Source organism: Mesorhizobium sp. WSM4815 (assembly GCF_055811575.1).
This window is the reverse complement of sequence record NZ_JBVVQS010000093.1, coordinates 91,933-118,215: the sequence shown is the minus strand read 5'-3', so window position 1 is coordinate 118,215 and position 26,283 is coordinate 91,933. Positions and strand designations below refer to the sequence as shown.

19 protein-coding genes are annotated in these 26,283 nt (G+C 63.9%); 18 read left to right on the top strand and 1 reads right to left on the bottom strand.

The features are described from left to right. The first annotated feature begins 16 nt into the window (after positions 1-16). Positions 17-181: a hypothetical protein gene (locus AC0L2B_RS15580; RefSeq protein ID WP_287121836.1), complete on the top strand. Its 165-nt coding sequence runs from the start codon at positions 17-19 to the stop codon at positions 179-181. Between the two features lie 40 nt (positions 182-221). Next, positions 222-770 (top strand): dihydrofolate reductase family protein, encoded by a 549-nt coding sequence (locus AC0L2B_RS15575; RefSeq protein ID WP_287121835.1) that lies wholly within the window; start codon positions 222-224, stop codon positions 768-770. Between the two features lie 156 nt (positions 771-926). Here the strand turns inward: AC0L2B_RS15575 and AC0L2B_RS15570 are convergent, their stop codons facing one another. Further along, on the bottom strand, positions 927-1,958 hold the full coding sequence (locus AC0L2B_RS15570; protein WP_473745954.1) for a histone deacetylase family protein: 1,032 nt from the start codon (positions 1,956-1,958) through the stop codon (positions 927-929). Positions 1,959-2,099: 141 nt separating this feature from the next. On the opposite strand from AC0L2B_RS15570, the gene AC0L2B_RS15565 reads away from it, so the two are divergent. The 16 genes from AC0L2B_RS15565 (at position 2,100) to amaB (ending at position 25,863) form a co-directional block, all read left to right on the top strand. Beyond that, complete coding sequence (locus AC0L2B_RS15565) at positions 2,100-3,767, top strand: amidohydrolase (protein WP_287053273.1); 1,668 nt, start codon at positions 2,100-2,102, stop codon at positions 3,765-3,767. 125 nt (positions 3,768-3,892) lie between these two features. After that, the gene (locus tag AC0L2B_RS15560; RefSeq protein ID WP_473745953.1) at positions 3,893-4,987 is read left to right on the top strand and encodes an ABC transporter ATP-binding protein; all 1,095 of its coding nucleotides are present in this window, start codon (positions 3,893-3,895) and stop codon (positions 4,985-4,987) included. Then, the gene (locus AC0L2B_RS15555; protein WP_287053271.1) at positions 4,987-5,907 is read left to right on the top strand and encodes an ABC transporter permease; all 921 of its coding nucleotides are present in this window, start codon (positions 4,987-4,989) and stop codon (positions 5,905-5,907) included. The genes AC0L2B_RS15560 and AC0L2B_RS15555 overlap by 1 nt, the downstream gene beginning before the upstream one ends. Beyond that, positions 5,900-6,706: an ABC transporter permease gene (locus tag AC0L2B_RS15550; protein WP_287053270.1), complete on the top strand. Its 807-nt coding sequence runs from the start codon at positions 5,900-5,902 to the stop codon at positions 6,704-6,706. Before AC0L2B_RS15555 ends, AC0L2B_RS15550 begins: the two co-directional genes overlap by 8 nt. 13 nt (positions 6,707-6,719) lie before the next feature. Continuing rightward, the gene (locus tag AC0L2B_RS15545) at positions 6,720-7,754 is read left to right on the top strand and encodes an ABC transporter substrate-binding protein (protein WP_287053316.1); all 1,035 of its coding nucleotides are present in this window, start codon (positions 6,720-6,722) and stop codon (positions 7,752-7,754) included. Positions 7,755-7,820: 66 nt separating this feature from the next. Continuing rightward, the gene (locus tag AC0L2B_RS15540; protein WP_473745952.1) at positions 7,821-9,017 is read left to right on the top strand and encodes a serine hydrolase domain-containing protein; all 1,197 of its coding nucleotides are present in this window, start codon (positions 7,821-7,823) and stop codon (positions 9,015-9,017) included. Between the two features lie 81 nt (positions 9,018-9,098). Beyond that, positions 9,099-10,280, top strand: coding sequence for a serine hydrolase domain-containing protein (locus tag AC0L2B_RS15535; protein WP_287121829.1), 1,182 nt, complete (start codon positions 9,099-9,101; stop codon positions 10,278-10,280). Positions 10,281-10,408: 128 nt separating this feature from the next. Beyond that, complete coding sequence (locus tag AC0L2B_RS15530) at positions 10,409-12,721, top strand: Tex family protein (protein WP_473745951.1); 2,313 nt, start codon at positions 10,409-10,411, stop codon at positions 12,719-12,721. A 332-nt stretch (positions 12,722-13,053) separates the two neighbouring features. After that, positions 13,054-14,259: an acyl-CoA dehydrogenase gene (locus AC0L2B_RS15525; RefSeq protein WP_023798013.1), complete on the top strand. Its 1,206-nt coding sequence runs from the start codon at positions 13,054-13,056 to the stop codon at positions 14,257-14,259. Positions 14,260-14,382: 123 nt separating this feature from the next. Beyond that, positions 14,383-17,778, top strand: a complete 3,396-nt coding sequence (locus tag AC0L2B_RS15520; RefSeq protein ID WP_473745949.1) for a transglutaminase family protein — start codon at positions 14,383-14,385, stop codon at positions 17,776-17,778. 6 nt (positions 17,779-17,784) lie between these two features. Further along, positions 17,785-20,190 (top strand): circularly permuted type 2 ATP-grasp protein, encoded by a 2,406-nt coding sequence (locus tag AC0L2B_RS15515; RefSeq protein ID WP_473519146.1) that lies wholly within the window; start codon positions 17,785-17,787, stop codon positions 20,188-20,190. Positions 20,191-20,211: 21 nt separating this feature from the next. Beyond that, positions 20,212-21,096, top strand: coding sequence for a transglutaminase family protein (locus tag AC0L2B_RS15510; RefSeq protein ID WP_091594789.1), 885 nt, complete (start codon positions 20,212-20,214; stop codon positions 21,094-21,096). 157 nt (positions 21,097-21,253) lie between these two features. Further along, the gene (locus AC0L2B_RS15505; protein ID WP_473508168.1) at positions 21,254-22,360 is read left to right on the top strand and encodes a DNA topoisomerase IB; all 1,107 of its coding nucleotides are present in this window, start codon (positions 21,254-21,256) and stop codon (positions 22,358-22,360) included. A 116-nt stretch (positions 22,361-22,476) separates the two neighbouring features. After that, positions 22,477-22,851 carry a YciI family protein gene (locus AC0L2B_RS15500; RefSeq protein WP_473508169.1) on the top strand — a complete coding sequence of 125 codons (375 nt, stop codon included), beginning with the start codon at positions 22,477-22,479 and terminating at the stop codon, positions 22,849-22,851. Further along, positions 22,848-24,119 carry an RNA polymerase sigma factor gene (locus AC0L2B_RS15495; protein ID WP_473745948.1) on the top strand — a complete coding sequence of 424 codons (1,272 nt, stop codon included), beginning with the start codon at positions 22,848-22,850 and terminating at the stop codon, positions 24,117-24,119. Before AC0L2B_RS15500 ends, AC0L2B_RS15495 begins: the two co-directional genes overlap by 4 nt. A 232-nt stretch (positions 24,120-24,351) precedes the next feature. Beyond that, positions 24,352-25,863, top strand: coding sequence for an L-piperidine-6-carboxylate dehydrogenase (amaB, locus tag AC0L2B_RS15490; protein WP_473491036.1), 1,512 nt, complete (start codon positions 24,352-24,354; stop codon positions 25,861-25,863). The last annotated feature ends 420 nt before the right edge of the window (positions 25,864-26,283 follow it).

Below are 26,283 nucleotides of genomic sequence, written 5' to 3'. Positions count from 1 at the left end.
GCCCGAATCAGGGCTTGTGAACGAGGTCCTCCTCCATGTCGCGCCCGTCCTCAATAGCGACGGCATCCGCCGCTTCAGTCAGAACGGCATAGCCGGTCGGACTGGAGCGGTCAGGCTGGAGAAGACCGAGCTCTCGGAAGCGGGGCAGATCACCAACATGCGCTTCCGCTTCACGGGATAGGCCGAGAATTCACAAAGGGATACACGAAGAGGAGTGTTCTATGAGAAAACTGATCATATGGGACATGGTGAGCGTCGACGGCTTCTTCGAAGGTCCGGACAGGGACATCAGCTGGTTCGTCTTCGAAGAGGAACTCGAGAACTACATTCGTGAGACCCAGGAAAACGCCGACACGCTGATGTTCGGCCGGGTGACCTACGAGCTCATGGCAGCCTATTGGCCGTCCGAGCAAGGCTGGATCGCGGATTTCATCAACAAGATCGAGAAGGTGGTCTTCTCGCGCACGCTGAAAAGCGCCGACTGGAACAACACGAAGCTCTTCAACGGCAATGTCGCGGAAGAAGTCTCCAAGCTGAAGAGCAGGGACGGCGGAGACATCTTCGTGTTCGGCAGCGCCGACCTGACGGCGACCCTGATGGAGCACGGCCTGATCGACGAGTATCACCTCGGGATCAACCCCGTTATTCTCGGGAGAGGCACGCCGCTCTTCAAGGGCGGCCCGAGCCGGATACCCCTGAAGCATCTCGAGACCAAGACGCTCAAGTCAGGTGTTGTCATCCTCCATTACGCGCCGCAGAGCAGACAATGACGATCGATCCACTCTTTTTCGTCAACCGGGCTTGTCGAAATTGGGAGGGCCCGGGGAAGTGGCGCGCTCCAGACGATCGGCGGCCAAGGGGCGTAGCTGCCATCACCGCTGCGCTCTCGGGTCGAACGCCTGGGGCAGCCCTTTGGGCGACATGCATTACCGATCTTCGAATCCGGTCAGCACGCCGACCGCGTTGATGCCGATTTCCTCGACGGCATAGCCGCCTTCCATGACGAACAGCGTCGGCAGGCCGAGCTTGGCGATGCGACGGCCAATCTTGGGATAGTCGGCGCTTTTCAGCTTGAACCTGCTGATCGGGTCCTTCTCGAACGTGTCGACGCCGAGCGAGACGACAACGACCTCGGGAGCGTAAGCCGCAAGTTTTGCGCAGGCGTCCTCCAGCGAAGCATTCCAGTCATCCCATGTGGTGCCGAACGGCATGGGGTAGTTGACATTGAAACCTTCGCCGGGCCCGGCGCCGCGCTCGTCGGCATGGCCCAGGAAGAATGGATACTCGGTCATCGGGTCGCCATGCAGGTTCAGCACCTGCACGTCGCCGCGGCTGTAGAAGATCTCCTGCGTGCCGTTGCCGTGATGGTAATCGACATCGAGGATCGAGACGCGCCTGGCGCCCTGGTCGCGGAACCATTGCGCGGCAACCGCGGCGTTGTTGATATAGCAATAGCCGCCCATGAACGCAGCGCCGGCATGATGGCCGGGCGGGCGGCAGAGCGCGAAGGCTGATATCTCGCCGCCCTTGACCAGGGCGGCTGCGGTCAGCGCCACATCATAGGACGACTTGATCGCCTCCCAGGTGCCTGCGACGAAGCCGGCGCCGCCGTCGAAGGAGTAAAAGCCAAGCAGCGCATCGATGGTTTGGGGGCGGACATCGCCGCGCAGGCCCCGCGTCGGCCAGGTGAAGGGGAGGGCCGAGCCCGTGCGGCCCGACGCTTCCCAGAGCGGCCATACCGTCGGCAGGAAGTCGATGTAGTCGCTGCTATGCACCTGCCTGGCAGCAGCGAGGTCGTGCGTGTCGGGTGGCAGGATCGGGCCGAGCTTTTCGCTCTCCACCCTCGCCTTGATGAACTCGGCGCGCGAGGGCTTCTCGAAGGCCGGCACGATGGCGCCGGCGATCAATTCGACATTGCCGGAATGGCCGGCATGGAGGGGCGAAAAAACAGTCTTCATGAAATTGTTCCGTGGTGAGATGCGGCGACCCTAGCCGTCTTGCACTGCCTTTCACAAGGCGCTGGGCCAACCAGCCATGGCTTGCTGGCACGGCAGCTACTCGTCTAGCCTGTCGGTAGCGCAACCGAACCGCGGGTAATCATGAGTTCAAATGCCGACCTGATCGTCATCAATGCCCGTGTGCTGACCATGGACGAAGGCAATCCGACGGCCGAGGCGGTGGCGATAAAGGACGGCAACATCCTCGCGATTGGGGATCGCCGGACGATTGAGGCGCTGAAAGGGCCGGCCACGAAGATTATCGATGCGCAAGGCGGGTCGATGGTGCCGGGCTTTATCGAAGCGCATATGCATCTTTTCGGCGGCGCGGCCGAACTCGACAATCTGCACCTTCAGGGCGTGCATGGCTTCGATGCACTGAGCGACGCGATCCGCGCCTATGCGGCGGCACGGCCTAACGCCAAATTGCTGCTTGGGGCCGGCGTCGACTACACCATCCTTTCCAAGGAAGAGCCGGTCACCCGCCATCATCTCGACCGCATCATCGCCGACCGGCCGTTCGCCATGTCGGCTTCCGATCATCACACGATGTGGGCCAACACCAAGGCGCTGGAGCTGGCTGGCGTCCTGCACGGCAAGCAACTCGGTCCCGGCAACGAGATCGTCATGGGAGCGGATGGCCTGGCGGCGGGCGAATTGCGCGAGGGGGAAGCGTTCGGGCCAATCCTCGAGCTTTCGGGGCAGAACCGAGTGCGGCTCGGCATTGCGACAGGCGGAGAGCCCGAGCCGTACCCTTCCGCCGCCGAAGTCGCGGCCGATCGTGACCTGATGCATCGCGGGTTGGAATGGTGCGCCCGCCACGGCATCACCTCGATCCAGAACATGGACGGCAATCTTTACCAGCTCGAGCTGCTAGCCGGGCTGGAACAGGAAGGGCGACTGCTCTGCCGCACCAAGATACCTTTTCATTTCAAGAATTTCATGACGCTCGACAGGCTGGAAAAGGCATCGAGCATGGCCAACTCCTACCAATCGGAATGGCTGTCGTCCGGCATGGTCAAGATGTTTTACGACGGCGTGCTGGAAGGCTGGACCGCGGTTATGGTCGACGACTATGCCGACCGGCCGGGCTGGCGCGGTGAGCCGCTGTTTACGCCGCAGCATCTCGCCGAGGTAGCGGTGGAGGCCGACCGGCGCGGCCTGCAGGTCGCCGTGCATTCGATCGGCGACGGCGCGGTGCGCGCGGTCCTCGATGGTTATGAGGCGGCGCGGCGGAAGAACGGCAGGCGCGACAGCCGGCACCGGGTCGAGCATATCGAGGTGGTCACTGCCGCCGACATACCGCGCTTCGCAGAGCTTGGCGTCATTGCCTCGATGCAGCCGCCGCACCCGCCCGGCGCCATGGACTTCCCGCTGGAGCCGACGCTTTCGCGCATCGGCCGCGAAAGATGGCCGCTGAGCTATGCCTGGCGGACGCTGAAGCAGGCGGGCGCGCATGTCGTCTTCGCTTCCGACTGGCCGGTGTCGCCGATCGATCCGATCCTGGGCATTCAGGCGGCGGTGCTGCGCAAACCTTGGGCAGAGGGCGATCCCGACCAGAGCTTTTCGCTGCATGAATCACTAGCGGGCTACACGGTGGAAGGCGCCTATGCCGAGTTCATGGAGCACCGCAAGGGCCGCCTGAAGCCAGGCTTTATGGCCGATCTCGTGGTGCTCTCAGGCGACATCGAGGCGACCGCGCCGGAAGCGCTGCATATGGTGCGGCCGGCGACGACGATCTGCGGCGGCAAGATCACCTACCAAGCCTGACGGTGGCACGGGAATTGCCTTCTGGATCGACATTCAGATGTGTGCTTGCCAAGCCATGCGCCGTGTGCTGACAATCGAGTGGGAACTGGATCCGCCAGAAGAGCGGACACAAGAATGGGGTAATCGTGCCGGAACAACCGGGTAAAAGTGCAATTGAAGTTCGTGGCGTCCGCAAGGTCTTCGGTAGCGGGGAGTCACAGGTCGCCGCCCTCGACACGGTTTCGGTGTCGATCCGCGAAAATGAGTTCTTCACGCTGCTTGGTCCGTCCGGCTGCGGGAAGACGACGCTTTTGCGGCTGATCGCCGGCTTCGATTTCCCCAGCGCCGGCGAGATCCTGCTGCATGGCCAGGACATCGCGCCGCTGCCGCCGTTCAAGCGGCCGGTCAATACCGTGTTCCAGAACTATGCGCTGTTCCCGCATATGACGGTGGCCGAGAACATCGGCTTCGGCCTCGAAATGCTTGGCAAGCCCAAGGCCGAAGTGAAGGCGCGGGTCGCCGAGATGCTGAAGCTGGTCAAGATGGAGGCGCTGAGCAACCGCCGCACCAGCCAGATTTCCGGCGGCCAGCAGCAGCGCGTAGCGCTGGCGCGCGCTCTGGCGCCACAGCCGAAAGTGCTGCTGCTCGACGAGCCGCTGTCGGCGCTCGACTTCAAGCTGCGCAAGGAGATGCAGATCGAGCTGAAGCGACTGCAGCACCAGACCGGCATCACCTTCATCTTCGTCACCCACGATCAGGAAGAAGCGCTGACCATGTCGGACCGTATCGCGGTGATGTCGTCGGGCAAGATCCTGCAGGTTGGCACACCCTGGGATATCTATGACAAGCCGGCGGAGCGCTTCGTCGCCGACTTTATCGGCGAAACCAATTTCCTGACCGCGGCCATATCTGGCATGGGCAACGGCAAGGCACGGGCAACGCTCAAATCCGGCGCGACGATCGACGCGACCGTGGCGGAAGGCTTCCAGCCGAAGGACAATGCCACCGTGGTGGTCAGGCCCGAACATGCCAAGCTGACCAGCGGCAAGGGCGACCTGTCGGGCACGGTCGAAAACATCGTCTATTTCGGCACCGACACGCACATCCATGTTCGCCTGGACAGCAGCGAGAGCTTCACCGTGCGCCAGCAGAACACGCGCAGCGCCGGCTGCGGTTTCGAGCGGGGCGACAAGGTCGGCATTTCGATCGGCAACGACGCCGCACAAGTGCTGAGGGATTGATGGCGAGCGCGGAACAAGTCGCGGAGGAAGCCGAGCGCCGAGAGATCCGCGATCGCTGGCTGCTGTCGGCACCGGCACTGATCATCATCTTTCTCGCCGCGACCGGCCCGCTGCTGATCGTCGTGATCTATTCCTTCCTGACGCCTGGTCCGTATGGCGACGTGGTGTGGAAATTCTCAACCGACGGCTGGCTGTCGGTGCTGATGCAGCGTGACATCTTCGACGACACGCTGGCCTTCGCCGACGCGCATCTGTCGATCTTCTGGCGCTCGGCCAAGCTGTCGTTTTTGACAACGATCCTGACGCTGCTGTTTGGCTTCCCGACCGCCTATTTCATCGCCACACGGCCGGCGCGCCAGCGCGACATCTGGCTGTTCCTGATCACCATCCCGTTCTGGACCAATCTCTTGATCCGCACCTTCGCCATCCAGGAGGTGATCCGCAATGAGGGTCTCGTCAACACGGTGCTGATCAAGCTCGGCATCATCAGCCAGCCGATCCAGATGATGTTCACCGATTTCGCGCTGATGGTCGGCATGACCTATGTCTATCTGCCGCTGATGGTGCTGCCGCTCTATGCCAGCATGGAAAAGATCGATTTCCGGCTGGTCGAGGCGGGTTACGACCTCTATGCCAACCGCTTCCAGGTGCTGAGGCGGGTCATCATCCCGCTGGTCAAGCCCGGCATCATCGCCGGCTCGATCCTTGTCTTCATCCCGGCGCTGGGCGCTTATGTCACCCCGCGGGTGCTCGGTGGGTCGAAGAATATGATGCTCGGCAATCTGATCGAGCTGCAGTTCGGGCAAGGCCGCAACTGGCCGCTCGGCTCGGCGCTGTCGCTCTCGCTGATGGCGATCGTGATGGTCGCGATGCTGTTATATGTCCGCTCCGCCGGGCGCCGGGGTGGCGCGCATGGCTAGCCGCTTCGACATCCGCCGGCAGACCGGCTTCACCACCATCGCAATGGTCTGCTTCTTCGCGCTGTACCTGCCGATCGTCACGCTTGTCGTCTATGCCTTCAATGCTGGCAATTCGATCGCGATCTGGGAAGGCGTGTCACTGCGCTGGTTCTACCAGGCCTGGAACAACAACCAGGTCGTCGATGCCGCCATCCGGTCGCTGCAAATCGCTTTGGTCGCCGCGACTGTTGCCACCATCGTCGCCACCATGGCTGCACTCGCTACGACCCGAACCAAACCCTATCCCGGCCTCGGCTTCAAATACGCCTTCATCAACCAGCCGCTGATGGTGCCGGAGATCGTCACTGCGGTGGCGCTGCTGATCTTCTTCTCGCGGATCAAGATCTGGACCGGCTATTCGGGGTTGGGCTACCTGATGGTCGCGCATACCGCCTTTTGCATTCCCTTTGCCTATCTGCCGATCCGGGCACGGCTCGAGAGCATGGACCTGTCGCTGGAAACCGCGGCGGCCGACCTCTACGCGACGCCCTGGAAGGCTTTTCGACGCGTCACCTTTCCGCTGCTGTGGCCGGGCATACTTGCCGGGCTGATGCTGGCCTTCGTCATCTCGCTGGACGACGTCGTCATTACCGAGTTCGTCAAGTCCGGCGGCCAGGACACGTTGCCGACCTACATGCTCGGCCAGTTCCGGCGCTTTATCACGCCGGAAATCAACGCAATTTCGACGGTGTTCCTGCTGATCTCGATCTTGATCGTCACCGTCTTCTTTTTCGTCAGCAGGAAAAAGGATCATGAGTGACAGGAGAGAAACGATGAAGTGGAAACTGACTGCGACGGCGCTCAGCGCCGCGCTGTTCGCCTCGGCCGGTCTCGCCCGCGCCGACGGCGAACTCAACATCTACAATTGGGGCAACTACACCAGCCCCGAACTCGTCAAGAAATTCGAGGAGACATACAAGGTCAAGGTGACCGTCACCGACTACGATTCCAACGACACGGCGCTGGCCAAGATCAGGCAGGGCGGCAGCGGCTTCGATGTCGTGGTGCCCTCGGCGAGCTTCGTGCCGATCTGGATCCAGGAAGGGCTGCTCCTGGAGACAGAGCCGAACAAGATGGAGAACTTCAAGAACATGGATCCGAAATGGGTCGATGTTCCCTTCGATCCGGGCCGCAAATACACCGTGCCGTGGCAGTGGGGCACGACCGGCGTCACGGTCAACACCGCAGTCTACAAGGGCGATCCCAACACCTCGGCCATCTTCTTGGATCCGCCGCCGGAACTGGTCGGCAAGATCAACGTCGTTCCCGAAATGGCCGACGTCATGCATCTCGCCATCAGATATGTCGGCGGCGAGCCGTGCACCGGCGACAAGGAGGTGCTGAAGAAGGTGCGCGATGTGCTGGTGGCGGCCAAGCCGAAATGGATCTCCATGGACTACGGTACGGTCGAGAAGTTCGCCAAGGGCGACTTCGCTGCCAGCGTTGACTGGAACGGCGCGTCGTTTCGCTCCCGCCTGCAGAACAAGGATATCGTCTATGGCTATCCGAAGGAGGGCTATCCAATCTTTATGGACAATCTCGCGGTGCTGAAGGACGCCAAGAACGTCGAAAACGCCAAGCTGTTCCAGAACTTCGTCATGGATCCAAAGAACGCCGCGATGATCTCGTCTTTCGCGCGCTACGCCAACGGCATCAAGGGATCGGAAGCCTTCATGCCTGAGGATATGAAAACGGCGCCGGAGGTCAACATCCCCGCTGAGTTCGCCGACAAGGGCACGTTCATGCTGACCTGCGCGCCCGACGTGCAGGCACTCTACACCAGGATCTGGACCGAACTGCAGAAGTGATCGCATCGTTGACGGACCCGGCGGCGCGCGCCGCCGGGTCCGTTTCATATTGCCGGGACGCATCTCATGACATCCTATCGCAACTCCGATCCGCGGCCGCCGATCATGCAGGGCTCGCCGCCCAGGATGGTGCCGCCGAAGCTCGACTGGGACAGGGGACCCTGGAATCGCTGGGCGTTCCAGCACATCCGCGAAATTCTGCCGACCGTCGAAGTCTGGCGCGGCAATGGCCATCGCCGCCGGTTCGAGCGGACCGAGGTCGATCTCGACGCGCTGCCGGTGAGCGACAGCACGGGTCAGCCGACGACGCTGGCCGGGCTGCTGGACGAAACCTATACGGACGGGTTTCTCGTGCTCAAGGACGACAAGATCGCCTATGAGCGCTATTGCAACGGCATGACCGAGCGCACGCTGCATTTGTCGCAATCGATGGCGAAGTCGGTCACAGGCTCGGTATTCGGCATACTCGCCGGGCGCGGCCTGATCGATCCGGCCCTGCCGGTGACGACCTATCTGCCGGAGTTGGAAGCTACCGGCTGGGCCGGCGCCAGCGTGCAGCACGTGCTCGACATGACGACAGGCGTGCGTTTTTCCGAGGAATACACCAACCGCTATTCCGATATCGGTCAGGTCGATGTCGCCAGCGGCTGGAAGCCGGTGCCGCCGGACAGCGACCCGGCCTTCGAGTGGCCGTCGCATATGTTCGAATTGATCCTGCGGCTCAAGGAGACAAGCCGGCCGCATGGCGCTGCGTTCGAATATCGTTCGATCGAGACCGACGTGCTCGCCTTCATCATGGAACGGGTGACCGGCAAGCGGTTGGCGCAACTGGTCTCGGAAGAACTCTGGCAAAAGCTCGGCGCGGATGAAAGCGCCTGCTTCACCGTCGACAGCGCCGGCTACGCCATCGCCGACGGCGGCTTCAACGCCACGCTGCGCGACTATGGCCGTTTCGGCCAGCTGATCCTCGACAATGGCGGGGGCGTCGTGCCGGCCGACTGGATCGAGGCGACGCGCACCGGCAGGCATGGCCCGGACTTCAATCCCAGCCTGCCGGAAGGCAGCTACCGCAACCAGTTCTGGATCGAGGCCGCGCGTTCGCGCGCGCTGATGTGCCGGGGGGTATTCGGGCAGCTGATCCATATCGACTGGAACACGAGAATGGTCGTGGTGAAGCTTTCGAGCTACCCGGATTTCACCGACATCGCCTTTTCGGTGGCGACGCTGAAAGCCGTCCACGCGATCGCCGCCGCGCTGGCCTAAGAGACCGTTTGGCAACTCTACTCTGGCGGCCATCCGATTTCGAAACAGGCTCGAAGTTCCTAAAAACCGGAAGGAAAAGCCATGACCGGCAAGACCGCGTTCGAGACCAGACATGGCTTTGCCCGCAACCAGGTGCTGCTCGGCAACTGGCGCGAAAGCCCGTTCAGCCGGTGGTCGTTCCAGAATGTCGGCGAATTGGTGCCGAGCGCATGTGTCGCAGCGGTGCCAGGCAGTGGCGAAATACCGGTTCAGGATTTCGGTGGGCTGCTCGGCGAAAAGATCGCGCTGGCTGGCGGCGCCGAGACCGTTGCGGCCTTTCTCACGCGCTCAGACACCGACGCGCTGACCATCATGAAAGCCGGCAAATTCGTTGGCGACTGGTTCGCACCGCATATGGAGTTCGGTGCGCGCCACATCATCTTCTCGATCAGCAAGTCGCTGACCGCCATTCTGGCCGGCATATTGGAAGGCGAGGGACTTTTCGATCCGCAGGCGCCGGTGACCCGCTATCTGCCGGAATCTGCCGGCTCGGCCTATGGCGATGCCAGCGTTCGGCATGTGCTCGATATGAGCGTCAGCCTCGACTTCGAAGAAGCCTATGTCGATCCGGAAAGCGCCTTTGCTCGCTATCGTCGTGCGACGCTGTGGAATCCGGGCGGCGGCAGGGAAAGCCTGGCCGACTTCATCCTGACGCTGCAGCGCCTTGACGAGCCGCATGGCCGGACGTTCCGCTACCGCTCGCCCAATTCCGACCTGCTCGGCATCCTGCTCGAACGCGCGTCCGGCCAGCGCTTCGCCGAGTTGATGCACGAGAAATTGTGGCTGCCGCTTGGTGCAATGAGCGAAGCCTCGGTGACAGTCGATATGGCCGGCACTGCGCGCACGGCCGGCGGCATTTCGGTGACGCCGCGCGATCTGGCGCGGATCGGCGAGATGATGCGGCAGGGCGGCATCGCCAATGGCCGCCGCATCGTGCCGGAAGCCTGGGTGCGCGACACTGTCAGCACAGGCGGAGATGCCGAGGCCTGGCAGCGGGGCACGATGGCGTTCCTCTTCCCGCAAGGCCGCTACCGCAACAAATGGTACCAGATCGGCGCGGCCAGCGGCGCCTTCTGCGGCATCGGCATCCACGGCCAGTGGCTCTACGTCGATCCCAAGGCGGAGGTCGTCATCGCCAAGATGTCGTCGCAGCCGGAACCGGTCGACGAGCCGCTCGATGTCGATGTGGTCGCCTTCTTTGAAGCGCTGAGCAGGATGATCTGACCAATCCAGGCCGACCGCGATCGCAGCTTTCCTGTGGACCTGTCAGGGTGATCGAAAACGCCGCGGTTGGCGGAGCGACGCTCTGCGCCTATGGTCGCCGCTCTTTTCGACAGGACAGCAGGAACGACATGGCATCCGACATCAAGCGCATCGCAGCAATCATCGCAGCCGAGATCGCGGCCCGGCCCGAACAGGCCGCGGCGGCGATTGGACTGCTGGACGAAGGCGCGACAGTGCCGTTCGTGGCGCGCTACCGCAAGGAGGTCACCGGCGGCCTCGACGACACGCAGCTGCGCCTGCTGGCCGAACGGCTCGTCTATCTGCGCGAGCTCGATGCGCGCCGCGACACCATTCTCGGTTCCATCCGCGAGCAGGGCAAGCTGACCGAAGAGCTTGAAACCAAGATCGCGGCGGCCGTCACCAAGGCGGAACTCGAAGACATCTATCTGCCCTACAAGCCGAAGCGCCGGACCAAGGCCGAGATCGCGCGCGAGCGCGGGCTGGGACCGCTGGCCGAGGCCATCCTTGCCGATCGCGCCGCAGTGCCCGCAGAACTGGCGCTGGCCTACATCAGTGAAGAGGTAGCCGATGCCAAGGCGGCGCTCGATGGTGCGCGCGACATCCTGTCCGAGCAGTTCGCCGAGAATGCCGATCTGGTCGGCAGGCTGCGGACCTACATGAAGGAACGCGCCTTCATGCGGTCGCGCGTCGTCGACGGCAAGCAGGAAGCCGGCGCGAAATTCTCCGACTATTTCGACCATGTCGAGCGCTGGGCCAACGTGCCGAGCCACCGCGCCCTGGCCATGCTACGCGGCCGCAATGAGGAAGTGCTGTCGCTCGATATAGAAGTCGATGCCGACGACGCGTTGCCGGTGAAGCCGGTCGAGCGGATGATCGCCGATGCCTACGCCATCGGCCGCCAGTTGCCGGGCGACCGCTGGCTGATGGAGGTTGCGGGCTGGACCTGGCGCATAAAATTGTCGCTGCACCTGACGCTCGATTTGATGCGCGATCTGCGCGAGCGGGCCGAAGAGGAGGCGATCCATGTCTTCGCCCGCAATCTGAAGGATTTACTGCTCGCCGCCCCGGCTGGCTCGCGCGCCACGATGGGGCTCGACCCCGGCATCCGCACCGGCGTCAAGGTGGCGGTTGTGGACGGCACCGGCAAGCTGCTGACAACGACGACGGTCTATCCTTTTCCGCCTCGGAATGACGTGCGCGGCACGCAAGCCGAACTGGCAAAGCTCATCCGCTTGCACAAGGTCGAGTTGATTTCCATCGGCAACGGCACCGGGAGCCGCGAGACGGAAAGGCTGGTGACCGACATGCTGTCGGACATGCCGTCGGATTCTGGGCCGAAGCCGCTCAAGGTGATCGTCAGCGAGGCGGGCGCCTCGGTCTATTCCGCCTCGGCAACGGCAGCGGCGGAATTCCCCGGCCTCGACGTGTCGCTGCGCGGCGCGGTCTCGATCGCGCGGCGGCTGCAGGATCCGCTCGCCGAACTGGTCAAGATCGAGCCGAAGTCGATCGGCGTCGGCCAGTATCAGCATGACGTCGACCAGTACCGGCTCGGCCGCTCGCTGGAAGCGGTGGTCGAGGACGCAGTCAACGCGGTCGGCGTCGACCTCAACACCGCCTCGGCGCCGCTGCTGGCCCGGGTTTCGGGCCTTGGCGCCTCGCTGGCCGAGGCGATCATCGCGCATCGTGACGCGGCGGGTCCCTTCGCCAGCCGCCGTGACCTGTTGAAGGTCTCTCGCCTTGGACCCCGCGCGTTCGAGCAATGCGCCGGCTTCCTGCGCATTCCCAACGGCACCGAACCGCTCGATGCCTCGGCCGTGCATCCTGAAGCCTATGGCGTGGCGAAAAAAATTGTTGCCGCCTGCGGACGTGACCTCCGCTCGCTGATGGGCGACAGTGCCGCTCTCAAGGCGCTCGATCCGCGTGTCTTCGTCGATGAGCGGTTCGGCCTGCCGACGGTGCGCGACATCCTGGCGGAACTGGAAAAGCCCGGCCGCGATCCGCGCCCCGGCTTCAAGAGCGCGACCTTCGCCGACGGCGTCGACGACATCAAGGATTTGAAGCCAGGCATGCTGCTGGAAGGCACCGTCACCAATGTCGCCGCGTTCGGCGCCTTCGTCGATATCGGCGTGCACCAGGACGGCCTGGTGCATGTCTCGCAACTGGCCGACCGTTTCGTCAAGGACGCGCATGAGGTGGTGAAAGCCGGCGACGTGGTCAAGGTGCGCGTCGTCGACATCGACATAAAACGCAAGCGCATCGGCCTGTCGATGCGCAGGGAAGGTGACGGCGGTACACCGAAGCCACGCGACAATGGCAACAGACCGGTGCCGCGCGCGCCGGCGCCGCAGCGCCAGCCGGAGCGGCCGGTGCAACAAGGCGCGTTCGGCGCCGCGTTGGCCGATGCGTTGAAGCGGAAGTAGCTGATACTGCGCTGTCGGCGTCGGCGCTGCCGGCACCTTCTCCACGTAATGTGAGGGGGCCAGCAGCGCGGCTCTTCCTTCCCCCCTTGTGGGAGAAGGTGGGCTCGCGAAGCGAGGTCGGATGAGGGGTGTTCCAGCTTGGCACCGCCGGCACTCCGTCCAACACCCCTCAACCGTCTCGGCGCTACGCGCCGATCCACCTTCTCCCACAAGGGGAGAAGGAAGAGCTAACAGCATTACAATCGCTCATCGATCGGCGAAGCAATTTCGTTTGATTTTTCCGAGTCGGAAGCCGATAAGCCGCGCAATTCTGTGATCTGGAGACCGAGGCCATGGCCGCCGACAAGAACGCATTCGTCTGGGATGATCCTTTCCTGATCGAGGACCAGCTGTCGGAAGACGAGCGGATGGTGCGCGATGGCGCAGCGGCATTCGCCGCCGACAAGCTCGCCCCCAGGATCGAGGAAGCCTATCTCGAGGAAAAGACAGATGCCGGGATCTTTCGCGAGATGGGCGAAGCGGGTCTGCTCGGCATCACCATTCCGGAAGAATATGGCGGGCTCGGCGCCAACTACGTCACCTATGGCCTGGTGGCGCGCGAAGTCGAGCGCATCGATTCTGGCTATCGCTCGATGATGAGCGTGCAGTCGTCGCTGGTGATGTATCCGATCCATGCCTATGGCTCGGAGGCGCAGCGCAAAAAATACCTGCCGAAGCTGGCGTCAGGCGAATGGATCGGCTGCTTCGGGCTGACCGAGCCGGATGCCGGTTCCGACCCTGGCGGCATGAAGACGCGGGCCGAGAAGACGGCGAACGGCTACAGGATCTCGGGCTCGAAAATGTGGATATCGAACGCGCCGATCGCCGACGTGTTCGTCGTCTGGGCAAAGTTGTCCGACAAGAGTGGGGGCGCGCATGACGGCGAGATTCGCGGCTTCGTGCTGGAAAAAGGCATGAAGGGGCTGTCGGCGCCAAAGATCGACGGCAAACTCAGTCTCCGCGCGTCGATCACCGGCGAAGTGGTGATGGAAGGCGTCGAGGTCGGTGAGGACGCGCTGCTGCCTGACGTGTCGGGCCTGAAGGGGCCTTTCGGCTGCCTCAACCGGGCGCGCTACGGCATTTCCTGGGGGGCGATGGGCGCGGCGGAAGATTGCTGGCACCGGGCCCGCCAATATGGCCTCGACCGCAAGCAGTTCGGCAAGCCGCTGGCCGGCACGCAGCTGTTCCAGAAGAAGCTCGCCGATATGCAAACCGAGATCGCGCTGGGGCTGCAGGGCAGCTTGCGGGTCGGGCGGCTAATGGATGAGGGCAAGATGGCGCCCGAGATGATCTCGATCGTCAAGCGCAACAATTGCGGCAAGGCGCTCGACATCGCCCGCCAGGCCCGCGACATGCATGGCGGCAACGGCATCCAGATCGGCTACCACGTGATGCGCCATGCGCAGAACCTGGAAACGGTCAACACCTATGAGGGCACGCATGACGTGCATGCGCTGATCCTCGGACGAGCGCAGACCGGATTGCAGGCGTTTTTCTAAGCCGGCCCCGAGGCCAGCAACGCTGCTTAAATTAGTTGCACCGCAACATCTCTGCTTGGAGAATGGCCAGCATTTGTGTCAGGGTTCGGCGAGTTCGTTTGAAACGCCGACTTTCGGGGTCCCATGGCAATTCTGGCAGCCGTCTACCACCTGACCCATTACAAATATGACCGGCCGGTCGTCCTCGGCCCGCAGGTCATCAGGCTGCAGCCGGCGCCGCATTCCCGCACCAAGGTGCTCAGCCATTCGTTGAAGGTCGGGCCGGCGAACCACTTCGTCAATCTGCAGCAGGATCCCTACGGCAATTTCCTGGCGCGCTTCGTGTTTCCGGAACCGGTGACGGAACTGAAGATCGAGGTCGACCTCGTCGCCGACATGACGGTCTACAATCCGTTCGATTTCTTCGTCGAGCCGGCGGCCGAGATCTTTCCGTTCGAATACCCGGAAGAGATCAGCGCCGATCTCGCCATCTACCGGACGCCGGAACCGGCTGGACCACTGCTGTCGGCGTTCCTGCAAACCATCGATCGCCACCCAACCAACACCGTCAATTTCGTCGTCGACCTCAATGCGCGGCTGCAGCGCGAGGTCGCCTATATCGTGCGCATGGAAACCGGCGTTTTTTCGCCGGAGGAAACGCTGGCCGCCAAGAAAGGCTCGTGCCGCGATACGAGTTGGCTGCTGGTGCAGATCCTGAGGAACCTCGGCATCGCCGCGCGCTTCGTTTCCGGCTACCTGATCCAGCTGAAGCCCGACCTCGTCGCGCTTGACGGACCGCCCGGCACGGCGATCGACTTCACCGATCTTCATGCCTGGTGCGAGGTCTATCTGCCGGGGGCCGGCTGGATCGGCTTCGACCCGACCTCCGGCCTGCTCACCGGCGAAAGCCATGTGCCGCTGGCGGCCACGCCGCATTTCCGCAACGCCGCGCCTATTTCCGGCATGGCGAGCTTCGCCAATGTCGAGTTCGGCTTCGACATGCGGGTCGACCGCATCGCCGAGCACCCCCGCATCACCAAGCCATTCTCCGACGAAAGCTGGCAGGCGCTTGACGCATTGGGCAGGCAGGTCGACGCCGCACTCGAAGCCGGGGACGTGCGGCTGACCATGGGTGGCGAGCCGACCTTCGTGGCGATCGATGATTTCGAGGCGGAGGAGTGGAACACCGCCGCCGTCGGCCCGACAAAACGCGAAAAGGCCGATGCGCTGATCCGCCGGCTGCGTGAGCGTTTCGCGCCCGGCGGCTTCCTGCACTACGGGCAGGGCAAGTGGTATCCGGGCGAAAGCCTGCCGCGCTGGACCTTCTCGCTGTACTGGCGCGCCGACGGCGAGCCGGTGTGGAGCGACCCGTCGCTGATCGCGCGGGAGAACAGCGAAGCAGATGAAGCAGGCGAAGCAGAAGTGGGGCCGAAGCAGGCTGAAAGCCTGCTGACGGCGATTGCCGATGAACTCGGCATCGACAAGTCAATGGTCAGCGAAGCCTATGAGGACCCGGCTGAGTGGCTGCTCAAGGAAGGCAAGCTGCCGGAGAATGTCGATCCGTCCAATTCGAAGCTGGACGACCCCGAGGAGCGCAGCCGCATGGCGCGGGTGTTCGAACGCGGCCTGACCAAGCCGTCGGGCTATGTACTGCCTGTCCAGCGCTGGAACAGCCAGGCGTCGGGACCGCGCTGGCGTTCGGAGAAGTGGAAGACGCGGCGCGGCAGGCTGTTCCTGGTGCCGGGCGATTCACCGGTCGGCTACCGCCTGCCGCTCGGCACGCTTCCCCATGTGCCGCCGGCGCAGTTCCCCTACATCGTGCCGGTCGATCCTTCGCTGCCGCGCGGACCATTGCCGGCGCGCGAGGCTATTTTGCCTGAAGCCGCTCCTTTGCCGGAGGCTGCACCGGCCGAACTTGAAGGCGCTGACGAAATGGCGCGCCGGCAGCAGGCGGCGTCCTTCACCGCAGCGACCGGCCAGCAGGACCGTGTCGAACAGGAGATTACCGAGATCGGTGGCGCGGTACGCACCGCGCTGTCGGTCGAGCCGCGCGACGGACGGCTTTGTGTGTTCATGCCGCCGGTCGAGGCGCTGGAGGACTATCTCGAACTGGTCGCGGCGGCCGAGAATGCGGCAAAGGTTATCGGCCTGCCGGTGCATATCGAGGGCTATGGCCCGCCGCACGATCCGCGCCTCAACGTCATCCGCGTGGCTCCGGATCCCGGCGTCATCGAGGTGAACATCCATCCGGCTGCAAACTGGCAGGACTGCGTGGCGACGACCACAGCGATCTACGAGGAGGCGCGGCAGACGCGGCTCGGCGCCGACAAGTTCATGATCGACGGCCGTCATACCGGCACCGGCGGCGGCAACCATGTCGTCGTCGGCGGCGCGACACCCAACGACAGTCCGTTCCTGCGCCGCCCCGATTTGCTGAAGAGCCTGGTCCTGCAATGGCAGCGCCGTCCGTCGCTGTCCTATCTGTTCTCAGGCCTGTTCATCGGCCCGACCAGCCAGGCGCCGCGTTTCGACGAGGCGCGCCACGATTCGCTGTACGAGCTTGAGATCGCCATGGCGCAGGTGCCGCATCCGGACAGTGGCAGCGCCCCGTTGCCGTGGCTGGTCGACCGGCTGTTCCGTAACCTGTTGACCGACGTGACGGGGAACACCCACCGTTCGGAAATCTGCATCGACAAGCTGTTTTCGCCCGACGGCCCGACCGGCCGGCTGGGGCTGGTCGAGTTCCGCGGCTTCGAGATGCCGCCCAATGCGCGCATGAGCCTGGCGCAGCAATTGCTGGTACGCGCCATTATCGCCCGCGCCTGGAAGAACCCGCTCGATGGCCGCTTCGTGCGCTGGGGCACGTCGCTGCATGACCGCTTCATGCTGCCGCACTATGTCTGGGCTGACTTTCTCGACGTGCTGGACGACCTCAAGCTGAACGGCTTCGAGTTCCGTCCCGAATGGTTCGACGCGCAGCTTGAATTCCGCTTCCCGTTCTGCGGCGAGGTCCAGCATGCCGGCATCAAGCTGGAACTGCGGCAGGCGCTGGAGCCGTGGCATGTCATGGGCGAGCAGGGCGCGATCGGCGGCACCGTGCGCTTCGTCGATTCCTCGGTCGAGCGGCTGCAGGTGAAGACCGAAGGGCTCAATCCGGAGCGTCATGCGGTCGTCTGCAACGGCCGTATCGTGCCGATGAAGGTGACCGACACCAGAGAGATCGCGGTGGCCGGCGTCCGCTTCAAGGCCTGGCAGCCGTCATCTGGCCTACATCCAGCACTGCCGGTCAACACGCCGCTGGTCTTCGACATCTACGATCGCTGGTCGGGCCGGGCCATCGGCGGCTGCGTCTACCATGTCGCGCATCCCGGCGGGCGCAGCTACGACACTTTCCCGGTCAACGGCAACGAAGCGGAGGCGCGGCGGCTCGCCCGCTTCGAGCCGCGCGGCCATACGCCGTCCGCCTACGTGCTGCGCGACGAACAAGCCTCTGAGGATTTCCCGATGACCCTTGACCTGCGGCGGCCTGCAAGACTCTGATCAGCAATGGCAAAGGGGAATCACCAGGAAATACGCGGCAGGCCGCATAACCTGCTGGAGCACTACCAGCCGATCGACGGCGTCCTCGACGAGATGGTCGATGCATCAGGCAATCCCCGTCCGGTCTGGAAGGAGTTCATCGAGGCGCTGGAAGATCTGGGGCCTGAAAAGCTCGCCCAGCGCTTCGCCCGCGCCGACCAGTATCTGCGCGACGCCGGCGTCTATTACCGTCTCTACGATCAGGCCGGCGCCAATGAGCGCGAATGGCCGCTGGCGCATGTGCCTCTCCTGATAGAGGAGCAGGAATGGGCCGCGATCAGTGCCGGCCTGGTCCAGCGGGCCGAGCTGTTCGAGGAAACGATTGCCGATATCTACGGGCCGAACCGCCTGGTCGAGAAAGGCATCCTGCCGGCGGGGCTGATCGCGGCCAGCCCGGAATATTTGCGCCCCGTCGTCGGCACCAGACCGGCCAGCGGCCATTTCCTGCATTTCTGCGCGTTCGAACTCGGCCGTGGACCGGATGGCCGCTGGTGGGTGCTGGGCGACCGCACCCAGGCCCCGTCAGGTGCCGGCTTTGCGCTGGAAAACCGCGTCGCCACCACCCGTGCGCTGTCCGACGTTTATGGCGAGATGCATGTGCACCGCCTTGCCGGCTTCTTCCGTCGCTTTCGCGACGCGCTTAACGGCATGGCCAAGGGATCGGGCGGTCGTGTCGCCATCCTGACGCCGGGGCCACTCAACGAAACCTATTACGAGCATGCCTATATCGCCCGCTATCTCGGCATCATGCTGCTCGAAGGCGAGGATCTGACCGTCTCCGGCGGTCGATTGATGGTGCGCACGGTTTCCGGGCTGATGCCGGTCAGCGTGCTGTGGCGGCGGCTCGACGCCGCCTTCGCCGATCCGCTGGAGTTGCGGCCGGAATCGCAGATCGGCACGCCAGGGCTGGTCGAGGCGATCCGCCGGGGAGCCGTCTCAGCCGTCAACGCGCTCGGCTCGGGGCTGATGGAAACGCGGGCGCTGTTCGCCTTCCTGCCAAAAATTTCGCGCGAATTACGGAGCGAGGAGCTTCTCTTGCCGAGCGTCGCGACATGGTGGTGCGGGCGGGACGCGGACCGTGACCATGTGCTGGCCAACCTCGACCGCATGGTGATCGGTCCAGCGCTGTCGACGCGGCTTGCCTTCGAGGATGACGATTGCACCAGGCTGGGCTCGGCGCTGGTTGCCGGGGAAAGGGCCGAACTGATAGCCCGGATCGAACGGGACGGCGGCGCCTTCGTCGGACAGGAAGCGGTGACGCTTTCGACCACGCCGGTCTATGTCGGCGGCTGGCTTGAGCCGCGGCCGGCAGCGCTGCGCGTCTATCTGGCGCGAACGCCGGAAGGCTGGACGGTGATGCCCGGTGGTTTTGCCCGCGTCGGCTTTTCGCTCGACCCGACCGCAATCGCCATGCAGCGCGGCGGCCAGGCTGCGGATGTATGGGTGGTCAGCGACAGGCCGGTGGAACGCGAGACGCTGCTGCCCCAGGAGCACGACAGCTTCATCCGCACCTCGCCAGGCAGCCTGCCCAGCCGCGCAGCGGAGAACCTGACATGGCTCGGCCGCTATATCGAGCGATCGGAAGGCACGGTGCGCATCCTGCGCGCCTATCACGTGCGGCTGGCCGAGGCCTCCGACCCGGACATGCCGCTGCTTGCCGATATCAGAGACCATCTCGAACCGTTCGGCATCGACGTCGCGGCGGCGATCCCGCCGGGGCTGATCGGCACGCTGGACAGCGCCGTCTACAGCGCCGGACAGATCCGCGACCGCTTCTCGCCCGACGGCTGGCTGGCGCTGAAGGATCTGTCGAAGACCATCCATCAATTCGCGACAACGGTGGCGCCTGGCGATGATGCGACGCGGGCGATGACGGTCATCCTGCGCAAGCTCGCCGGGTTTTCCGGCCTGCTGCATGAGAATATGTATCGCTTCACCGGCTGGCGCTTCCTGGAGATCGGCCGGCGATTGGAACGCGGCATCCAGATCGCCCGCACGCTGGCCCGGCTGACCGGGGCTGCGGCGCCCGAAGGCGCGCTCGACATGATGCTGGAGATCGGCGACAGCGTGATGACCCACCGGCGGCAGTATCCGGTGCAGGCCGGCAGGCGCACGGTGATCGACCTCCTGGTGCTCGATCCGCTCAACCCGCGCTCCATCCTGTTCCAGCTCGAGCGGCTGAAGGCCGAGATCGCGTTGTTGCCTGCTGTCGGTGGCGAGGGGCATATGTCGCCGGCGGCGAAAGAGATACTGCAGCTCAATACGGCAATCGCCATCAAGGAGCCCTCGGACATGACGGCGAAGGCCCTGGACGATCTCGCCACCGAGATCGGCGGCCTCTACAACAGCCTCGCCAAGGCCTATTTCGGCTAAGGACGGGACCCGGAGGCTGGCATGCTCTACGACATCAGACTCAATCTGCGTTACGACTATGATGCTGCAGCCGGCGGCGGCCGCCATCAGGTGCGCGTGCTGCCGCCGACGATATCGGGCGTGCAGCGGGTGATCGCCGCTTCGCTGTCCTTCGCGCCGGCGCCGAGCGAACGCTCCGACTTTTCCGATTTCTTCGGCAACAATGTCACGTCGATCGCCTTTCGCGATGCCCATGATGCGCTCGACATCAGGATGAGCGCGCGCGTCGCCGTCTCGCGGCCGGAACCCGGGCTTGACGTGTCGCCCGACATTCGCCGGCTGCGGAGCCAACTCGAAGCGGTGCGGTCGCTGTCGCCTGATACACCGCATCACTTTCTGGCCGCCAGCGACCATGTCGGCATTGACGCTGATATCACGGGGTATGCGCGGAGCAGTGCCGGCAGTTCTGTCGTCGGTACCGCCATGGACCTGTGCAACCGCATTCATCGCGATTTCACCTACGATGGCGAGGCGACCACGGTGCAGACCCGGGCGAGCGATGCTTTCAGCCTGAAGCGGGGCGTCTGCCAGGATTTTTCGCACATCATGATCGCCGGCCTGCGCGGCCTCGGTATCCCCGCCGGCTATGTCAGCGGCTTCCTGCGCACCATTCCGCCGCCCGGAAAACCGCGATTGGAAGGGGCCGACGCCATGCATGCCTGGGTCAAGGTGTGGTGCGGGCGCGACACCGGATGGCAGGAATTCGATCCAACCAACGGCATGCGGGCAAGCAACGACCACATCACCGTTGGCCACGGCCGCGACTATTCGGATGTAGCGCCGATCGTCGGCGTCCTGAAGACGACGGGCGGACAGGTCGGCGAGCAGGCGGTCGACGTCATTCCGGTCGTGCTGGAAAAGGCATGACGGCAAGCGAGGCAGCGATCGATTTGTAGGCGCCGAAGGTAGACAGAGACGGCCCGTCGAACGCACATGCGGTGCGCTGACATCATTCTGAAAGCCACACGCGGAACCAGCAGCCGTTGCTGCGCTTATCTACGGGAAAATTTCTCGTGGAGAGGACATGCTGGACAAATCCGGATCGTCGACTGGCCGGTCGGCTGCCAAGGAGGGTGCACCAAAAAACGGGGCGCCGAAGAATGGCGGAGAGGCCTCGGCCGATCGAGCCTCGCTCACCTATGTCACCGATACCGAGCCCGGTATCCGCCGTTTCAGGACCGGCAGGGGATTTTCATACAAAGGACCTGACGGGCAGGGCGTCGACGAGAACACCATGGCCCGCATCAAGGCGCTCGCCATCCCACCGGCGTGGACGGATGTGTGGATTTCGCCCGTTGCTGACGGTCACATCCAGGCGACCGGCCGAGACCAGCGCGGACGCAAGCAGTATCGCTATCATCCGCAATGGGCCGAGGAGCGCGACGGCGTCAAATATTCGAGCCTGGTTGCCTTTGCAGAGAGTCTGCCTGAACTGCGACGCCAGATCGACGCCGACCTGCGCCGTCACGGCCTGCCCTTGGAACGCGTTGTCGCCGCTGTGGTCTGGCTGCTCGACAACACGATGATTCGCGTCGGCAATGCCGCCTACGCTCGCGACAACAACAGCTTTGGGCTGACCACGCTGCGCGACCGCCATGTCGACATCAAAGGCTCGAGTCTGCGTTTCGCTTTCAAGGGCAAGTCCGGCAAGGAATGGAAGCTGAAGCTCGTCGATCGCCGGATCGCCAGGATTGTGCGCGGGGCGCAGGATCTGCCGGGCCAGAAGCTGTTCCAGTATCTCGACGAGGACGGAAGCAGGCGACCAATCCGCTCCGACGACGTCAACCGCTATATCAGGGAGACGGCAGGGGCAGATGTCAGCTCGAAGCATTTCCGAACCTGGGGCGGCACCATCCATGCGGCGTCGTTGTTTGCGCAAACCGAACGACCCGAAAGCCAGGCACAACAGAAGCGGGTGATGAACGGCGTCATCGACAAGGTGGCCGAGCGGCTGGGCAACACGCGCGCCATCTGCCGCAGCTGTTACATCCACCCACAGGTTTTCGAAGCCTGGTCCGAAGGTCGGCTGCTCAGCGAAATGGCGGATGCGAACAAGCGGAAGCGATCGATAGCCGGCCTTGATGACGAAGAAGCCGTCGTTCTGAGATGGCTGAAGGTGCAGGAAAGCTGAACCGAACAGAGCAGCCACAGGCCTTCATTGTGCTCGCAGCACGTGATTTTTTTTATCGACGTTGTGTCGGGATCGGTCCTACTGTTTCGTCCTTTGACAGAGAAAAGGACGCACCCATGCTCTACGCAATCCTCTGCTATGCCTCCGAAGACGTCGTCTGCTCGTGGAGCAAGGATCAGGACGATGCCGTCATGGAAAAACTCCTGGGCGTGCAGGAAAAATACGCTCAGGCCGGCCGGCTTGGCCCGGTGGCGCGGCTGCTGCCGACGACCGCTGCGACAACGCTGAGAAAGGTCAAAGGCGAATCGGTCGTCATCGATGGCCCGTTTGCCGAGACCAAGGAACAGTTCCTCGGCTTCTACACGCTCGAATGCGCCGATCTCGACGAGGCCGTCGACTTTGCGCGCGAGCTTTCCGAGGTCAACCCGAGCGGCGGCTCCTACGAGATACGGCCGGTTTCGCTCTTCAATCCCGCCAAGGTTTCAGCATGACCGACCTTACCTGGATCAGCACAGCGATCAGCACCGCCCGCCCACAGGCGATGGGCGCGCTGCTGCGCTACTTCCGCGATCTCGACGCGGCGGAGGAAGCTTTCCAGGACGCTTGCCTGCGCGCTCTGAAGAACTGGCCGACAAACGGCCCGCCGCGCGACCCGGCGGCCTGGCTGATCTTCGTTGGCCGCAACAGCGGCATCGACGCGGTGCGCAAGCGTGCCAAGCAGGCGCCGCTGCCGGAAGAGCACCAGATCTCCGATCTGGAAGATGCCGAAACCGATATCGCCGAACGGCTGGACGGCGCGCACTACCGCGACGACATATTGCGGCTGCTGTTCATCTGCTGTCATCCCGACCTGCCGGCGACGCAGCAGATCGCCGTGGCGTTGCGCATCGTTTCAGGCCTGAGCGTCAAGCAGATCGCCCGCGCCTTTCTCGTCGGCGAAAGCGCCATGGAGCAGCGCATCACCCGTGCCAAGGCGCGCATCGCCGATGCCGGCGTGCCGTTCGAGACGCCCGGCGCGGTCGAGCGCTCCGAACGGCTCGCCGCGGTTGCCGCCATGGTCTACCTGATCTTCAACGAAGGCTATTCGACCAACAGCGGCGAGGCGCCGGCGCGCGCGCCGCTCTGCGAAGAGGCGATCCGGCTGGCCCGGCTGCTGCTCAGGCTGTTCCAGACCGAGCCGGAGATCATGGGCCTGACGGCGCTCTTGCTGCTTCAGCATGCGCGTGCGCCGGCGCGTTTCGACGAGAACGGCGAAATCGTGCTGCTCGAAGACCAGGACCGCAGCCTGTGGAGCCGCAAGATGATCGACGAGGGGCTGGCGCTGGTCGACAAAGCGCTGCGCCACCACAAGCCCGGTCACTACCAGGTGCAGGCGGCGATCGCCGCCCTGCATGCGCGCGCGGAAAGGCCCGAGGACACGGACTGGAACGAGATCGAGCTGCTCTACAGCCTGCTCGAGCAGATGCAGCCGTCGCCGGTGGTGACGCTCAATCGCGCCGTCGCGGTCGCCAAGGTGCGCGGGCCGGAAGCCGCACTTGCCATGATCGAGCCGTTGGAACAAAGGCTTTCCGGCTATTTCCACTTCTTCGGCCTTAGGGGTGGCCTGCTGATGCAGCTCGGTCGTGGTGAGGAGGCGCGCATCGCCTTCGACCGCGCCATTGCGCTTGCCAATACGGCCGCCGAGGCCGCCCATATCCGCATGCACATCGACCGCCTGATGAAGGAAGGCGCCGTGCGGGGCGCGCAGGCAGCGCGCTGAGACGACTCGCTGGTTCAACGGTCTGCCTTTGGCTTAGACCATGCCGGGGTGGCGATTTTTCCCTGAAACGAGTAATGCCACGCCATGACAGCGCCTGATGTGCCGATCGGTGCAGGGACGGCATGGTGCAAGGGTGCATGTCCCAAAACCGCTGCGCACTTTGGGGTCAGGCCCGAGGGCATGCTTTTGGGCGACATGCATAGTTGAGCGACGGGTCTGAAAGGGAAAGAAAATGACGATTGCGAAGGAAACAGCCGGGCTGCTGGCGAAACTGGGCGTTGCCGAGGCTGCGCTTTCAGGCGGCGATCTCATCGTGCGCAGCCCGGTGACGGGTGAGCAGATCGCCGCGCTGAAGACGATCTCACCGGCCGGTGCGGCAGAGACCATCGACAGGGCGCATAAAGCCTTCCAGGCATGGCGGCTGGTGCCGGCGCCGAAGCGCGGCGAATTGGTGCGGCTGCTAGGCGAGGAACTGCGCGCGCACAAGGCAGAGCTTGGCCGGCTGGTGTCGATCGAGGTCGGCAAGATCCCGTCCGAAGGGCTCGGCGAAGTGCAGGAGATGATCGACATCTGCGATTTCGCCGTCGGCCTCTCCCGGCAATTGTACGGCCTGACCATCGCCACCGAGCGCCCGGGTCATCGCATGATGGAAACCTGGCACCCGCTGGGCGTCGTCGGCGTGATTTCGGCCTTCAACTTCCCGGTCGCGGTGTGGTCGTGGAACGCCGCGCTGGCGCTGGTCTGCGGCGACGCGGTGGTTTGGAAGCCGTCGGAAAAGACACCGCTGACGGCGCTCGCCTGCGAGGCGATCTTCAAGCGTGCGGCAGAACGTTTCGGCGATGCTCCGGAAGGCTTGATTTCGGTGCTGATCGGCGATCGCGCCGTCGGCGAAATTCTGGTCGATCATCCTGATGTGCCGCTGGTCTCGGCCACCGGCTCGACCCGCATGGGCAGGGATGTCGGTCCACGGCTGGCGAAGCGCTTTGCCCGCGCCGTGCTGGAGCTCGGCGGCAACAATGCCGGCATCGTCTGCCCGACGGCCGATCTCGACATGGCCTTGCGCGCCGTCGCCTTCGGCGCCATGGGCACCGCCGGCCAGCGCTGCACGACGCTCAGGCGCCTGTTCGTGCATGAGAGCGTCTACGACCAACTCGTTCCGCGCCTGAAAAAGGCCTATGAAAGCGTCTCTGTCGGCAATCCGCTGGAGACATCAGCGCTGGTCGGACCGTTGATCGACATGGCAGCCTTCGACAGCATGCAGCATGCGTTGAAGGAAGCCGCCGTTCACGGCGGCAAGGTCACCGGCGGCGCGCGGGTCGAGAATGGCCATCCCGACGCCTATTACGTTCGTCCGGCGCTGGTCGAGATGCCCGAGCAGGTCTCGCCGGTGACGGAAGAGACCTTCGCGCCGATCCTCTACGTGATGAAATACTCGGACTTCGACGCCGTGCTCGACGAGCACAATGCGGTCGGAGCGGGGCTGTCGTCGTCGATCTTCACCCGCGACCTGCAGGAATCCGAGCGCTTCCTCGGCGTCGACGGGTCCGACTGCGGCATCGCCAACGTCAACATAGGCACGTCGGGGGCCGAGATCGGCGGCGCCTTCGGCGGCGAGAAGGAGACCGGCGGCGGCCGCGAGAGCGGTTCCGACGCCTGGAAGGCTTACATGCGGCGCGCCACCAACACGGTGAACTTTTCCAAGGCGCTGCCGCTGGCCCAAGGCGTGTCCTTCGACATCGATTGAGAACGCCAGGGCTCCTTTTGTGGCGGCACCCATGAGCCCGGGTGGCTCTATGGAGCGGCCGATGTGGCCCACCCCATGTCGTTGAAACGTCATCCGTGCCGACCCATATGAGCATTGCGTCGGATGTTTTCCTCCCATTGCGTCCGGCGCGTTCCCCTCTGGAGGTTTTGAACCTTCATGCCTGGCCGGACTTTAACAGTCCGGCCTTTTTTCTTTTTGGCCCTGTGAAGCTGCGCTGCCGCGAGCGAGATGTAGAACCGCCGTAGGTCAGAGCATCCACGACCGGCAGGCCGTCGTGGTGCTGGCAGCGCGGACGGGCGCCCAACCGGCCTAGCCAGCCCAATGACCGAGAAATGGCCAATTTCGTCACGCTCGACAGCGGCTTGGCAGTAGGGGGTGCGACGACGGAAGCTGCCATTT

Excerpts from the sequence above, each read along its gene's own strand:
- AC0L2B_RS15575 (WP_287121835.1), top strand. The coding sequence starts at position 222 with ATGAGAAAACTGATCATATGGGACATGGTGAGCGTCGACGGCTTCTTC.
- AC0L2B_RS15570 (WP_473745954.1), bottom strand. The coding sequence starts at position 1,958 with ATGAAGACTGTTTTTTCGCCCCTCCATGCCGGCCATTCCGGCAATGTC.
- AC0L2B_RS15565 (WP_287053273.1), top strand. The coding sequence starts at position 2,100 with ATGAGTTCAAATGCCGACCTGATCGTCATCAATGCCCGTGTGCTGACC.
- AC0L2B_RS15555 (WP_287053271.1), top strand. The coding sequence starts at position 4,987 with ATGGCGAGCGCGGAACAAGTCGCGGAGGAAGCCGAGCGCCGAGAGATC.
- AC0L2B_RS15550 (WP_287053270.1), top strand. The coding sequence starts at position 5,900 with ATGGCTAGCCGCTTCGACATCCGCCGGCAGACCGGCTTCACCACCATC.
- AC0L2B_RS15545 (WP_287053316.1), top strand. The coding sequence starts at position 6,720 with ATGAAGTGGAAACTGACTGCGACGGCGCTCAGCGCCGCGCTGTTCGCC.
- AC0L2B_RS15540 (WP_473745952.1), top strand. The coding sequence starts at position 7,821 with ATGACATCCTATCGCAACTCCGATCCGCGGCCGCCGATCATGCAGGGC.
- AC0L2B_RS15535 (WP_287121829.1), top strand. The coding sequence starts at position 9,099 with ATGACCGGCAAGACCGCGTTCGAGACCAGACATGGCTTTGCCCGCAAC.
- AC0L2B_RS15530 (WP_473745951.1), top strand. The coding sequence starts at position 10,409 with ATGGCATCCGACATCAAGCGCATCGCAGCAATCATCGCAGCCGAGATC.
- AC0L2B_RS15525 (WP_023798013.1), top strand. The coding sequence starts at position 13,054 with ATGGCCGCCGACAAGAACGCATTCGTCTGGGATGATCCTTTCCTGATC.
- AC0L2B_RS15520 (WP_473745949.1), top strand. The coding sequence starts at position 14,383 with ATGGCAATTCTGGCAGCCGTCTACCACCTGACCCATTACAAATATGAC.
- AC0L2B_RS15515 (WP_473519146.1), top strand. The coding sequence starts at position 17,785 with ATGGCAAAGGGGAATCACCAGGAAATACGCGGCAGGCCGCATAACCTG.
- AC0L2B_RS15510 (WP_091594789.1), top strand. The coding sequence starts at position 20,212 with ATGCTCTACGACATCAGACTCAATCTGCGTTACGACTATGATGCTGCA.
- AC0L2B_RS15505 (WP_473508168.1), top strand. The coding sequence starts at position 21,254 with ATGCTGGACAAATCCGGATCGTCGACTGGCCGGTCGGCTGCCAAGGAG.
- AC0L2B_RS15500 (WP_473508169.1), top strand. The coding sequence starts at position 22,477 with ATGCTCTACGCAATCCTCTGCTATGCCTCCGAAGACGTCGTCTGCTCG.
- AC0L2B_RS15495 (WP_473745948.1), top strand. The coding sequence starts at position 22,848 with ATGACCGACCTTACCTGGATCAGCACAGCGATCAGCACCGCCCGCCCA.
- amaB (WP_473491036.1), top strand. The coding sequence starts at position 24,352 with ATGACGATTGCGAAGGAAACAGCCGGGCTGCTGGCGAAACTGGGCGTT.